At 54.3% G+C, this 12,526-nt stretch carries 13 protein-coding genes and 1 other annotated feature; of the genes, 12 read left to right on the forward strand and 1 reads right to left on the reverse strand.

The features are described from left to right. The first annotated feature begins 60 nt into the window (after window positions 1-60). The 7 genes from NSS79_RS05610 (at window position 61) to NSS79_RS05640 (ending at window position 6,505) form a co-directional block, all read left to right on the forward strand. Complete coding sequence (locus NSS79_RS05610) at window positions 61-249, forward strand: hypothetical protein (RefSeq protein ID WP_342438600.1); 189 nt, start codon at window positions 61-63, stop codon at window positions 247-249. 151 nt (window positions 250-400) lie between these two features. Next, on the forward strand, window positions 401-586 hold the full coding sequence (locus NSS79_RS05615; protein ID WP_342438601.1) for an H-type small acid-soluble spore protein: 186 nt from the start codon (window positions 401-403) through the stop codon (window positions 584-586). Between the two features lie 325 nt (window positions 587-911). Next, entirely contained in the window at window positions 912-1,382 is a 471-nt protein-coding gene (tsaE, locus tag NSS79_RS05620) for a tRNA (adenosine(37)-N6)-threonylcarbamoyltransferase complex ATPase subunit type 1 TsaE (RefSeq protein WP_342440306.1), read from the forward strand. Further along, entirely contained in the window at window positions 1,379-2,212 is an 834-nt protein-coding gene (gene tsaB / locus NSS79_RS05625) for a tRNA (adenosine(37)-N6)-threonylcarbamoyltransferase complex dimerization subunit type 1 TsaB (protein ID WP_342438602.1), read from the forward strand. Before tsaE ends, tsaB begins: the two co-directional genes overlap by 4 nt. Continuing rightward, complete coding sequence (gene rimI / locus NSS79_RS05630) at window positions 2,209-2,733, forward strand: ribosomal protein S18-alanine N-acetyltransferase (protein WP_342438603.1); 525 nt, start codon at window positions 2,209-2,211, stop codon at window positions 2,731-2,733. Before tsaB ends, rimI begins: the two co-directional genes overlap by 4 nt. Then, the gene (tsaD, locus tag NSS79_RS05635) at window positions 2,730-3,779 is read left to right on the forward strand and encodes a tRNA (adenosine(37)-N6)-threonylcarbamoyltransferase complex transferase subunit TsaD (protein ID WP_342438604.1); all 1,050 of its coding nucleotides are present in this window, start codon (window positions 2,730-2,732) and stop codon (window positions 3,777-3,779) included. Before rimI ends, tsaD begins: the two co-directional genes overlap by 4 nt. Window positions 3,780-4,226: 447 nt before the next feature. Then, window positions 4,227-4,523 (forward strand) — a binding site (T-box leader). Between the two features lie 407 nt (window positions 4,524-4,930). Beyond that, entirely contained in the window at window positions 4,931-6,505 is a 1,575-nt protein-coding gene (locus NSS79_RS05640) for a 2-isopropylmalate synthase (protein ID WP_342438605.1), read from the forward strand. Window positions 6,506-6,982: 477 nt separating this feature from the next. On the opposite strand, the gene NSS79_RS05645 is transcribed toward NSS79_RS05640, so the two are convergent. Further along, entirely contained in the window at window positions 6,983-8,938 is a 1,956-nt protein-coding gene (locus tag NSS79_RS05645; RefSeq protein WP_342438606.1) for an ABC-F family ATP-binding cassette domain-containing protein, read from the reverse strand. Window positions 8,939-9,216: 278 nt separating this feature from the next. Here NSS79_RS05645 and NSS79_RS05650 point away from each other — a divergent pair, with 278 nt between their 5' ends. From NSS79_RS05650 to tatC, 5 genes are all read left to right on the forward strand, one after another. Continuing rightward, window positions 9,217-9,858 carry a 5-formyltetrahydrofolate cyclo-ligase gene (locus NSS79_RS05650; protein WP_342438607.1) on the forward strand — a complete coding sequence of 214 codons (642 nt, stop codon included), beginning with the start codon at window positions 9,217-9,219 and terminating at the stop codon, window positions 9,856-9,858. Beyond that, window positions 9,849-10,322, forward strand: a complete 474-nt coding sequence (gene moaC, locus NSS79_RS05655) for a cyclic pyranopterin monophosphate synthase MoaC (RefSeq protein WP_076113504.1) — start codon at window positions 9,849-9,851, stop codon at window positions 10,320-10,322. Before NSS79_RS05650 ends, moaC begins: the two co-directional genes overlap by 10 nt. A gap of 174 nt (window positions 10,323-10,496) precedes the next feature. Further along, window positions 10,497-10,982 (forward strand): MogA/MoaB family molybdenum cofactor biosynthesis protein, encoded by a 486-nt coding sequence (locus NSS79_RS05660; RefSeq protein WP_038586695.1) that lies wholly within the window; start codon window positions 10,497-10,499, stop codon window positions 10,980-10,982. Between the two features lie 128 nt (window positions 10,983-11,110). Continuing rightward, window positions 11,111-11,353 carry a twin-arginine translocase TatA/TatE family subunit gene (gene tatA, locus NSS79_RS05665; RefSeq protein ID WP_038586698.1) on the forward strand — a complete coding sequence of 81 codons (243 nt, stop codon included), beginning with the start codon at window positions 11,111-11,113 and terminating at the stop codon, window positions 11,351-11,353. 111 nt (window positions 11,354-11,464) lie between these two features. Beyond that, window positions 11,465-12,229: a twin-arginine translocase subunit TatC gene (gene tatC / locus NSS79_RS05670; protein ID WP_038586700.1), complete on the forward strand. Its 765-nt coding sequence runs from the start codon at window positions 11,465-11,467 to the stop codon at window positions 12,227-12,229. Window positions 12,230-12,526 lie beyond the last annotated feature (297 nt).

A 12,526-nucleotide genomic window follows, 5' to 3' on the forward strand; every position in this document is an offset into this window, starting at 1 on the left:
AATAAAGTCAGCAAACCTTGAAGGATGAAAAAAGAATCAGGAACGCAGCGGAGGTATTATATGGGGCGTGGACCGAATGAATGGATTGACAGCTTATCGGAGCAGGACATTCCGGCAGAGGTCGTGGATTGGGAGAATATTATTGCGGTACGGGAGGACAATGGGTTAAGTGATGAGTCAGAGCACCTCGATGCCGTGGCGACGATTGGTGAACCGCCTACTGCCGAGGAGGAGACAGAGGAACATTGACCTTAGTGTGATGTTGTGAAGGAATGGAATCAAGCTAGGGTGCAAAAAAGCGTATATTTACAAAAAATAAAGAGCAAGCTTCCCGAAGCTAGTTTTGTACGATGGTAAATCAATGGGGCATCTGCTCACAAAACTTTAAGGAGCCAAAAAAATGGATGTACAGCGGGCGAAGGCTATTTATGACTCCAAAGAAATGATCTCCGTGCATTTGGATGGAGAGCCGGTATGGATTGAGCATGTTGATGCGGGCAATGGCATGGCTACGGTGCAGGTCGGCTCTCGGCCGACCAATACGCATACCGTCGGTGTGGAACGGCTGGAGGAGCAGGGAAGTTAGAATTAATGGCAGGCAATGAACCCAACCGGTTGAAGGGATAACCCCTATTCAATCGGTTTTTTTGTATTTGCCAATTGTCGCTGCATTCGGATTATGAAACCGTTAGAATAAGTGGACTCGCATCACCTGCGCTCCCTGCGCACGGGAAAGGATAACTGCACTTGCAGTATAAGAAAGACCTTCAACGGGGGCTTTGCTGCCGAGGGAAAGGAGTAGAGCGGGTTGTTGCGGTAGCAGTACCATACCGATATAATTAAGAGTATTGTTACCGGCAAGGTATATTCTAAAAGGTGGTAGTTGCAGCTTGGACAATAATGTTGAAACGGTGTTTACTTACCGTTCTTACAGCTTGCAGGATACGGAGCGGCTCGCTGCCGCTGTCGCCGCTGCTTCAACGGCGGGGATGGTTATCGGCCTGGACGGCGATTTGGGTGCGGGCAAAACGGCATTCTCGCAGAGGTATGCCCGCCATTTGGGCGTACAAGGGATTGTAAACAGTCCTACTTTTACAATTATTAAAGAATATGAAGGCAGATTGCCGCTGTATCATATGGATGTATACCGGATTTCGCTTCAGGAAGCGGACGAGCTGGGGCTGGATGAATATTTTTACGGACAGGGCGTTTGCCTGGTGGAATGGAGCAGCATTATACAAGAGTTGATGCCGCCGCGGCATCTGCATATATACATGGAAACAACCGGGCCGGACGAACGACTGATCACGGTTACCGGAATCGGAGAGCCCTACGGCGAGGTCTGCCGGGCTCTGATCCAGAAGTGGGGTAAAGAAAGATGACGAATGAAAATAAAGAGCCGCGCAAGCGGTTTTTGTCGCTGGATACATCAACGGCTGTCCTGGGTGTGGCCATCACCGGAGACGGCAGGCTTTTGCATGAAATTAATGCATCCGGGGAGCGGAACCATTCGGTTCATCTGCTGCCGATTATTCAGGAGGCGCTGCAGGCTTCGGGGACTACCTCAGATATGCTGGCTGGAGTCTCCGTCGGAGTCGGGCCTGGTTCGTATACGGGAACGCGCATTGCGGTTACAGCAGCGAAGACGCTGGCCTGGGCCTGGAAGGTTCCGGTAGCGGGCGTGTCGAGCCTGCATGCACTGGCCTGGGGCGGCCTGGGCGCCGCTCTTGCGCAGCAGCACCCGGAAGCCGGAGGACAGGTGCCGGAGAAGGCCGGGAACGGCCCGGACTGGATTATTCCGCTGCTCGACGCGCGCCGGGGCCAAGCCTATACGGCGTTGTTTGCCGCCAATGGCGATGAAGCCCCGAAGCGGCTTGAGCCCGATGCGATCCGCCTTATGGCAGACTGGGTGCTGCAGCTGGAAGAACGGCATAAGCAGGCAGCGGCAGAGGGCGTAAAGCCGCGTATCCTGTGGTTTGTCGGGGAGACCGAGCTGCACGGCAGCGAGGAGAGCCTTCGTACATTGATGGAAGAAGGTTGTGTGCGGGCCGTGCCTTATGAGCTGGAAGGCCGCTGGACAGGCTTCCTCGGTGAGGAACGGCTGCTGGCGGGGAGTGACGATATTCACGGGTTAATCCCGAACTATACCCAGCTTTCCGAAGCGGAAGCGAATCTGCGCCGGAGCAGTGAAGGGAGCCTGAACAAAAGATGACGGAATCGGAGCCAATTAGAGACCAGGGGAGCGAGCTTATTTTCCGCCTGATGAAGCTGGAGGATATTCCCGAAATTCTTGTAATTGAGCGGGAAGCCTTCACTATGCCATGGACCGAGGAAGCGTTCCGCAACGAGCTGACGCATAATCATTTCGCTAGATATATGGTTATGGAGCTGGAGAGCCATATTATCGGGTACGCCGGAATGTGGGCAATTGTGGACGAAGCCCATGTGACAAACATCGCCCTGCTCGAGGCCTACCGGGGACGCAAATGGGGGGACAGGCTGCTGGATGAACTGATGAAGACAGCCGCTTATTTAGGCATGAAGTCGATTACGCTGGAGGTGCGGGTCACAAACGAGGTAGCCCAGAATTTATATCGAAAAAAAGGCTTCCGGCCCGCGGGTACCCGCAAGGGCTACTATTCGGACAACCGTGAGGATGCGCTTATTATGTGGGCGGATCTGCCGGAGTACGAGGAGCATGGAATGATGGAAGGAAGCGTGGATCTGAAATGAAGACAGAAACGGGCGGAGCTCAGCCTGTACTTATATTAGCCATTGAAACCAGCTGTGACGAGACATCGGTCGCGGTCATCAAGGACGGCAGCGAGGTGTTGTCGAATATTATTTCAAGCCAGATTGAGACACACCGTGCGTTCGGCGGTGTAGTTCCTGAGGTGGCTTCACGCAAGCATGTCGAGGTTATAACGCTGGTGATCGAAGAAGCATTGGCAGCGGCGGGTGTTGAGCCGCAACAGCTGACCGCAGTTGCCGTAACGCAGGGTCCTGGGCTGGTCGGCGCGCTGCTGGTTGGCGTAGTTGCGGCCAAGAGTCTTGCGCTGGCCTGGGGCAAGCCGCTGATCGGCACGCATCATATTGCCGGGCATATTTATGCCAACCGGCTGGTCAAGGAATTGCAATATCCCTGCATGACTCTTGTTGTGTCCGGGGGACACACTGAACTCGTGAACATGGAACGGGAAGGGGAATTCCGGATTATTGGACGCACCCGTGACGATGCAGTAGGCGAGGCTTATGACAAAGTGGCGCGGGCGCTTGGTTTTCCTTATCCCGGCGGCCCCCATGTAGACCGGCTGGCCCGGGAGGCGGAGGAAGCTGTGCCGCTGCCGCGGGTCTGGCTGGAGCCGGATTCCTATGATTTCAGCTTCAGCGGTCTGAAGTCGGCTGTGCTGAATGTAGTCAACCAGAGCAAGATGAAGGGGCTCACACCGGATGTTGCCGGCATCGCCCGCGGTTTCCAGGAGTCGGTTGTCGAGGTGCTCGTAGAGAAAGCCGTGCGTGCCGTAAAAGCCTGCGAGGCCAAACAACTGCTGCTGTGCGGCGGGGTTGCCGCGAACAAGGGCTTGCGTGAAGCGTTGATTGCCCGTTGTGACAGGGAAAAGATCGAACTGATCATCCCGCCGCCGGTGTACTGCACCGACAATGCGGCGATGATCGGCGCGGCGGCCTATGTCAAATGGATACATGACGGAGACACACCGCTGGACATGGTGGCCGATCCCGGCTTGTCGCTGGAGAAGTGGTCAGTAGCCGCCTATTGACAGCATCTGGAGGCGCGGGTATAATCAAGAGCAATTAAACGAAACAAACGCGATGAATGGAAGCAGTAAGGAAACTCCGGGATAAGAGAACTGCGGGCAGGTGCGACGCAGTCGAAGGAGCCCTGAACTCGTCCGGGAGCGGAGCGGTGGAAGCAGGGACCTCCTGTTCACAGGAGTGTTGAACGGCGTGCAGGATTGCCGTACCTTTCGTACACCGTTACGGGTTACCTCCGTGAGAGGGTGGTCGGGTAAGACAGGCGGAATTATTATGAGGCCGGATGTTCTTGCTTGGCTATAAAGTGGATATCTTAGGATGGCAGAGGTTTGGCTGATCCGTGATATCAACAAGAGTGGTACCGCGAAGGTTAACAGCCTGTCGTCTCTTGAATGAGATGGCAGGCTTTTTTGTATGGATTTTCAGGGATTCAGAGGTCAAAATCAATATCAATACACGCAATGAACGGGAGCAGTAGATGACGAAGGTGAACAGAGAGCTGCGGGGTGGTGCGACGCAGTCACCGGAAAACATTGAATCTCGCCCGGGAGCGGAGCGGCGGAAGGGCATGAGGTACGCCGCAACGGTTGTCCCCGTTAACAGACCTTCATGTATCGCGGTTGGTTCCTTATGGAGCGAGCAGGTACGGGATACATGGGGAAGAGCTGGACGCAGCTGGGCTTGGCATTACCAGGAGCCTATGCGTCAAAAAGAGTGGTACCGCGGAGGGGTGACCCGCCGTCTCTTTATTGAGACGGCGGGTTTTTGCGTTGTTCAGGAGGTGAACGGGGAACCGGACACCTCCGGTAACGGCGTTTGAGAGTGACGGCTTTCCGCAATGCTGCGGGAGGTCCACTCTCTACTTGCTGCCGGCAGCAGTGGGCGGGAAATCAGCAGGGCCGCAAGTCGACGTGCGGTTCTGCGCGAAGTGCCAGGGAAGAACACGTAAGACCAGACTGGAAGACAAAGTGTGAGACAGACAGGATGACAATGTGTTAGACAGACTGTAATACAAACTGTAATACAAGCGGAAATGCAAAAAATGTAATCCAAAATGTAATACAAAAGCTCAGACCATCACGCTGGCCAACTCAGCAAAATGCATACTCACACTAAGGGGATGCGGTCAATCAACCCACTTTCAGGAGGTTATTCCATGATTATTCCGGTGAAGAAACGTATACAGATTTTTGACACGACACTGCGAGACGGTGAGCAGGCCCCCGGGGCGAGCCTGACTCCCGAGCAAAAGATAATATTGGCCTACAAGCTCGCCGAACTGGGTGTCGATGTGCTGGAGCCGGGATTCCCGGTCTCGAGTCCGGGTGATTTTGCAGCGGTGGAGACGATTTCCCGCAAGGTGGAGGGCGTAGAAATTTGCGGCTTCGCCCGCGCGGTCAAGGGTGACATCGATGCCGCAGTCCGGGCAACCCGGGATGCGCAGCGCCGGCGGATTCACCTGTTCATCTCCTCTTCCGACATTCACCTGCGCCATCAGCTGCGCAAAAGCAGACCCGAGGTGGTTGCTGCCGCCCGCGAAATGACAGCCTATGCCCGCCAGTTCTGCGATGTCGTGGAATTTACCGCCATGGATGCCGCACGGACAGGGATCGACGATCTGATCGAGATGGTGGAAGCGGTCATTGAAGAAGGGGCGACTATTATTAATCTGCCGGATACAGTCGGCTATGCGCTGCCGCAGGAATACGGAGAGATGTTCCGCCGGGTGCGGCTGGGTGCCAGAGGCGGCGGGAACGTGAGCTACAGTGCCCATTGCCACAACGATTTGGGCCTTGCTGTAGCGAACAGCCTGGCAGCGATCGAGGGCGGCGCGACCCAAATCGAGGTCACGGTCAACGGCGTTGGTGAACGTACTGGCAACTGTGCATTGGAGGAATTGGTTATGGCTCTGGAAACCCGCGGGGACGTCCTTGGTGCAGAGACGGGAATCGTTCTCGAAAAACTGTACGATACTTCCCGGATCATCAGCGGGGCGATGCATTTTCCGATTGCCTACAACAAGCCGGTTGTCGGCAGAAACGCCTTCCAGCATGAATCGGGGATTCATCAGGACGGCCTGCTGAAGGACCGCAGCACCTATGAGATCATGGACCCTGAACGGCTGGGCATTCCGCGCAGCATGATCATTCTGGGTAAGCACTCCGGCAGACATGCGCTGAAGGACCGGGCAGCGAAGTACGGCATTGCCTTGGATTCGGCAGAGCTTGATGCGCTCTACGAATCGTTCAAGGAGACTGCTGACCGTCAAAAGGCCGTCAGCGACGACGAACTGCTGCGAATGGTCAGCAGCACAACAGGGCAGCAGGCGCAGGTCTATGGGCTGGGCGAGGTTCAGGTGCTGGCCGGCAGTGCGCCGCGCCGTGTAGCTGCCGTTACGGTGAATCACCTGAAAAGCGGCAAGGAGACCTCGCATACCAGCACCGGCAACGGTCCGCTGGAGGCAGTCATTGCAGCGATCGCGCAAGGCATCACTGAAGAGATCCGCTTTGACGGTCTGGAGCTGCATTCACTCGGCAGCGGTGAGAACGCCCAGGCTGAGGCTGCTGTAATGGTGGAATGGGCAGGCTGCAAATTCCGGGGGACAGCGATCCATCAGGATATTGTAATGGCGGCGGGGATTGCCTACATTGCTGCGTGTAATTCGGCGCTGTTGTCTGCCGGGGAAGAGGCTGATCCGGTGGCAGCGGAATTTCAGGCCGCGGAATCCTAAAGGAGCGCGAAGAATCCTCTCCAGGCCGTTGAGTTTTCTGACTGAGGAGAATATGAAAAAGCCCTCATCCTGTGCACAGCAGGATGAGGGCTTTTTACTGCGGAGCACCTCTAATTTTTTTGGCGAAAAAGGTAGAAAATTAGCGAATGCATCTTTTGTCAAGATGTGGACAACGTTATCCACATATTCTGTCCGGGTTGTGTAAAAACCGTGTAAAATCAGCAATAACGCCCTTTTTTTGAAGCCTCAAAATGCTGATTTCTCCAGAGGACATTTCTTGTGGAAATTGTGGATAATGTGGATAATTCGGTGGATAAAAAGTCCTTGACAACGAAAATAGCGATTTTACGCCTAAAAAAAGGCCCCAAGGGCCTTTTTGAAGCGTGAGTTATACACGAAATCTGTGGATGAGCTTGTGGATAAGTATTTTTGAACAAATCAGAAACACTTAAAAAATATTTATTTAACGCATTTACATTATTCGTCAGCAAGGTTTTCCCATTCGCTAAATAATTCTGTAAGATCCGCTTTCTTGCTCTTCAGGTCGCTTTCATGTTCTTGAAGCGCCATATAGTCCTGATAAACTTCAGGTTTGGTCATTTCATTTTCGACACGGGCGATGTCTTCCTCAAGCCGGGCAATGTTCTCTTCCAGCTCGGAAATCCGCCGCTGGCGGTTGCGTTCCTCGCGTTTGGCCTGTTTGTCGGCTTCATAGGAAGAAGCGGTGCCTTTTTCCGCTGCTGAAGCTTCGATGTCAGCATTCCGGGACGCTTTGGCAGAGGCAAGTTCGGCTTCCTCCAGTGCGATGTCTTCAAGCTCCTTCTTCTTCTCGACATAGTCGTCATAATTTCCGAGATATTGGTCGATGCCGCCGGGGTGAAGCTCCAGAACACGCTCGGCCATTTTATTAAGAAAATAACGGTCATGGGAGATAAAAAGCAGCGTTCCCTCGAAATCGATTAGCGCCGATTCCAGCACTTCACGGCTCACCAGATCCAAATGGTTGGTCGGCTCATCGAGAATGAGCATGTTCGCACCGCGCAGCATGAGCTTGGAGAGTGCTACCCGTGCTTTCTCGCCGCCGCTGAGGGCAGCGACTTTCTTCAGGACATCCTCGCCGCTGAACAGGAAGTTGCCGAGGATAGTGCGGATTCGCGCTTCTTCCAGCATCGGGTACTCGCTCCATAACTCTTCCAGCACCGTATTGCGCGGATTCAGCCGGGTTTGTTCCTGGTCGTAGTAAGCGATTTTCACTTTTGTTCCCCAGTTGACCGTTCCGGCCGAAGGTTCGCGCGTGCCAGTCAGGCACTGCAGCAGCGTGGATTTTCCGATCCCGTTCGGGCCAATCAGCGCCGCAGTTTCGCCGCGCCGCAGCTCGAAGGAAGCGTGCTGAAACAGCGGTGCCGATTTTTCGCTGAAGGCCACAGCGACGTCACGGAGCTGCAGCACCTCTTTGCCCGACATGAAATCAGGCTCGAAGGAGAAGCTGGCCTTCTTGAGATCACCCAGCGGTTTGTCGAGGCGGTCCATTTTATCGAGTGCTTTGCGGCGGCTCTGCGCACGCTTGGTGGTGGAGGCGCGCACGATATTACGCTGCACGAAATCCTCCATCCGCGAGATTTCATCCTGCTGCTTCTCATATTGCTTCATGCGGATTTCATACTCCGCAGCTTTCAGCTCCATGTAGCGGCTGTAGTTTCCAGTGTATCTCCGGGACTGATGCCGTTCGATCTCAACGATGGTCGTGACCAGCCGGTCGAGGAAATACCGGTCATGGGAGACGACCAGGATGCCGCCGGCATAGCCGCGCAGGTAATCCTCCAGCCAGGTGAGCGTCTCGATATCCAGATGGTTGGTCGGCTCATCCAGCATGAGCAGATCCGGAGCCTGAAGCAGGATACGGGCCAGTGCCAGCCGAGTCTTCTGGCCGCCGCTTAGCGTCGCGATAGGTGTCTCCGGTGCAAATTCACCGAAGCCCATACCATGAAGCACGCTGCGAATCCGTGTATTCATCTCATATCCGCCGTGGTCCTTGAACCAATCCGAACGTTTGGCATACCGTTCCAGCAGGTCCTCATACCGCTTGGGATCCTCCGCGAGCAGGGGATCGGCGATACTGGCTTCCAGCTGCCGCAGCTCGGCTTCCGCTTCAATCAGCGGAGCAAAGACAGCCAGCATTTCCTCCTGAATGGTCTTGTCCGACTGGAGGCCGCTGTTCTGGGCCAGGTAGCCGATTGTGGTTTCCTTGGATTTATGAATTTGCCCGCTGTCAAAAGACATCTCGCCTGCGAGAATCTGCAGAAAGGTGGATTTGCCGGCGCCGTTGACACCGACAAGCCCCACTCTTTCCTTCTCGTTTACTTGCAGGCTTATGCCGTCCAGCACGCTTTGTATCCCATATGATTTCGTAATTCCTGTCGCTTGAAGAAGCATACCGATGAAACCTCCGCCCTTGCTTATTTCGCCTCGGCTTTGAACGCTTCGGCCATATTACATACTTATTCTATAGTTTACATGAAAAGCGTTTGCGGCGCGAGAGGTGGACCCCAGCGTCTTAAGTGGAAATTCGGGTAATGGAGCGAAAAATAGTTGGGTAATGATTCGTATAACAACGTGATTCAAGCTACCTTGGCGAACCGGGGGGAAGAGTGGTAAACTGAGTTTACAAACTATGATAAGCTAGGTATATGAACAAGAGGAGGCGGCTGCCTATGACGGGCCAAAAGCTCCCGCTAGCTGAGTGGAAGCGGGAGCTTCGCGCGGAGAAAGCCGCTCTCCGTGACAGTCTGTCCTTGGATCAGAGGACGTCCTGGTCTTCTCTGGCCTGCAGTCATGCATCAGAATGGCTCCGGCAGGAAGGAGCATCTTCATTCATGGCCTATGTTTCGTTCCGCTCGGAGCTGGATACACGTCCGCTTATCACTGCGGCTTGGGGGCAAGCGCGTAAGGTATTGCTGCCCCGGGTAATTCAGGCCAGCGGAAGAATGAGCCTGCATGCGGTAGCTTCCTGGGAGGATTTGGCGCCGGGAGCTTACGGGATTCAAGAGCCGATTACCGGCGCTATAGAGCTCCAGTGCCCTGAGGGAGTGCCGGATGTTGTATTCGTGCCGGGGCTGGCCTTCGACTCCCGGGGCGGACGGCTCGGTTACGGGCGCGGCTACTATGACCGCTTGCGGGCAGCTTGGGAAGCGGAGCTTCCGGAAGCCGCCAGACCGCCGGTATGGGCCGGACTGGCGTACGGACTGCAGCTGGTGCAGGAAGTGCCGATGGATGACCATGATGCCTATATGGACATGCTGATTACGGAAGACGGCATTATTCATTGCCGGAAGGAGAGAGAGCTGTGGAGTTAACCCATTTCAATGAGCAGGGCAGAGCGCGCATGGTGGATGTCAGCGACAAGGAAATTAGCAAGCGGACAGCTGTCGCGCGGAGCAAGGTGCAGATGGACCCGAACACGCTTGCGGCCATTAAAGCGGGCAAGATCGGCAAAGGCGATGTTATGGCTGTTGCCCAGGTTGCCGGAATTATGGCCGCGAAGAACACCTCCAGCTGGATTCCAATGTGCCACCCGCTGCCGCTTACCGGTGTTGATATCAGCTTCTCGGATAACAGCGAAGATGAACTCTATATAGAAGCAACCGTCAAGACGACCGGAAAGACCGGAGTGGAGATGGAGGCGCTGACTGCGGTTTCTGCGGCGGCGCTGACTGTATATGACATGTGCAAGGCGCTGCAAAAGGACATGATCATCGGTCCGACGATGCTGGTATCCAAGAGCGGCGGGAAAAACGGAGATTACGCGCTGGAAGCATAGCAGTGGCAATAGGCTTAGCGCAACAACAGATACCTGAGTGTCTTTCAGAGCAACACCCGAGGCGTATTTATTTGCTAAAAAGGGCGGCGCAGCCGTTCTTCTTGGCGGAAAGTGCGAGAAGGCAGCACATTGCAGGCCTTCCATACATAATACATAGAGAGGGAGGGACAACCTATGGCGTGGAAAACAGCAATCCTGACGGCCAGCGATAAAGGGGCCAGGGGCGAACGGGAAGACACGAGCGCCCAGGTTATTCGGGAGCTGGTGGAAGAGGAGCTTGGCGGTGAGATTATTGAGTACCGGATCGTGCCGGATGAGCAGGATGAGATCATAGCTGCTTTGATTGAACTTACGGATTATTTTCAGGCGGATCTGGTGCTGACTACCGGAGGGACTGATTTGGCGATTCGTGATGTTACGCCGGAAGCTACACGGCGTGTAATTGAGCGGGAGGTGCCCGGCCTCTCTGAGGCCATGCGCAGTACCGTCATGCAGAAGAACCGCGCGGTTATGCTGTTCCGCGGTATTTGCGGCATTCGCGGGAGAACGCTGATCGTTAATTTGCCGGGTACACCGAAGGGTGTCCATGAGAATCTGGCAGCGATTATGGATCAGCTGCCTGAAGCGCTGCTCATGGTAACCGGCCAATACCGTCAATAAACTTGTCAATTCCAGTAATGTCACAGAAATCACCCCGGATAACAGATGGATGTGTGACATAAGTTATGGTATTATTAATTTATTGTTAACGATATCATGAACGGACAAAGTAACAAGGAGGAATGACTATGCTAAACGGTATTGGTGCTCCCGGAATTATTTTACTGGTCATTTTAGCGCTATTGCTCTTTGGCCCCAACAAGCTTCCTGAGCTTGGCCGGGCAGTCGGGCGGACCTTCCGCGAATTTAAGGACGGGGCGCGTGAAATTATCAGCGAACCTGAGCCGGCCAAGAAGAGTGAGGCTCCTGTTCCGCCGGCCCCGCACATATTAGCAACAGAACTCCCGCAGGACAGACGCCTGCCGGAGTAATACCATCCATTACGCGGGGGCGTTTCTCTCAGTTCTGTTTCAGACTGGGAAGACGCCCTTTTTTTCTGCCATTAATCATGCTATACATATGTCAAATGGGTGGTGTCTGTCATGACTCTGGAACCGGAAGAAATGTCGGTAGTTGAACATCTCACCGAACTGCGTAGGCGGATTATCTACGTGCTGATTGTTTTTGTAGTGGGTCTCATAGGCGGACTGTTCGTCGCCAAACCGATCTATTTATACCTGATCCATGCGGACCATGCCCAGGGTTTTGTGCTGCATGCCTTCTCTTTCTGGGATGGCATTGGCATGTACATGAAGATTGCCATGGCAGTTTCGCTAACGGTATCCCTGCCTTTCATCGTCTATCAGCTGTGGGCTTTCATCAGTCCCGGGCTGCGGCAAGTGGAGCGGAGTGCGGCTTTGCGGTATGTGCCCTATGTGTTTATCCTTTTTCTGCTGGGCATTGCCTTTGCCTATTACATTGTATTTCCGATGGCGCTGTCGTTTACCATCTCGATCACCCGCGGCATGGGACTGGAAGAAACCTACGGAATCGCACAGTATTTCAGCTTTATGTTCAGCCTGGTGATTCCGCTGGCTCTGCTCTTTGAGCTGCCGCTGCTTGTTATGTTCCTGACGAAGCTGAGAATTCTCAATCCGCTGCGGCTGCGTAAGATGCGGAGATACGCCTATTTTGCGCTCGTCTTCATCGCAGTGGTCATCACACCACCCGATTTCATCTCGGACTTTTTGGTGACGATCCCGCTGCTGGTGCTGTATGAGTTCAGCGTGTTTCTGTCTGCGTTCGTTTACCGCAAGCAGCTGGCTATGGACAACGAGCGGGAGGCACGCTACGTCAGGAAAGAGTAGGCCCGGCGGGGAGAAGACTCCCGCAGGGCTGCTCTGCGGCTGTGGCCGGCTGCTGCAGTTGGGGCTGGCTTCTGCCAGCGGGATACTAGGGCATAGCCTATTGAAACTGCATACTAACAGCCGATTGGCGAGGCCCGGCATCCGATTGGCGGAGAAACGTTCGTTGCGCTGACAATCCGCAGCATATTTTATTTTCTGCTGGATAGAATGTAAGAGAGTATGTGTCGGACAACCTCCGAAACCATATTTTTTCCAAAAACAGATCACAATTTACGTAAAAGGACTTGAAATCCGTCC

The organism is Paenibacillus sp. FSL L8-0436, assembly GCF_038593025.1.
Lineage (GTDB): Bacteria > Bacillota > Bacilli > Paenibacillales > Paenibacillaceae > Paenibacillus_AQ.

Excerpts from the sequence above, each read along its gene's own strand:
- tatA (WP_038586698.1), top strand. The coding sequence starts at position 11,111 with ATGCTAAACGGTATTGGTGCTCCCGGAATTATTTTACTGGTCATTTTA.
- NSS79_RS05650 (WP_342438607.1), top strand. The coding sequence starts at position 9,217 with ATGACGGGCCAAAAGCTCCCGCTAGCTGAGTGGAAGCGGGAGCTTCGC.
- tsaB (WP_342438602.1), top strand. The coding sequence starts at position 1,379 with ATGACGAATGAAAATAAAGAGCCGCGCAAGCGGTTTTTGTCGCTGGAT.
- rimI (WP_342438603.1), top strand. The coding sequence starts at position 2,209 with ATGACGGAATCGGAGCCAATTAGAGACCAGGGGAGCGAGCTTATTTTC.
- tsaD (WP_342438604.1), top strand. The coding sequence starts at position 2,730 with ATGAAGACAGAAACGGGCGGAGCTCAGCCTGTACTTATATTAGCCATT.
- NSS79_RS05615 (WP_342438601.1), top strand. The coding sequence starts at position 401 with ATGGATGTACAGCGGGCGAAGGCTATTTATGACTCCAAAGAAATGATC.
- NSS79_RS05645 (WP_342438606.1), bottom strand. The coding sequence starts at position 8,938 with ATGCTTCTTCAAGCGACAGGAATTACGAAATCATATGGGATACAAAGC.
- tatC (WP_038586700.1), top strand. The coding sequence starts at position 11,465 with ATGACTCTGGAACCGGAAGAAATGTCGGTAGTTGAACATCTCACCGAA.
- NSS79_RS05660 (WP_038586695.1), top strand. The coding sequence starts at position 10,497 with ATGGCGTGGAAAACAGCAATCCTGACGGCCAGCGATAAAGGGGCCAGG.
- NSS79_RS05610 (WP_342438600.1), top strand. The coding sequence starts at position 61 with ATGGGGCGTGGACCGAATGAATGGATTGACAGCTTATCGGAGCAGGAC.
- NSS79_RS05640 (WP_342438605.1), top strand. The coding sequence starts at position 4,931 with ATGATTATTCCGGTGAAGAAACGTATACAGATTTTTGACACGACACTG.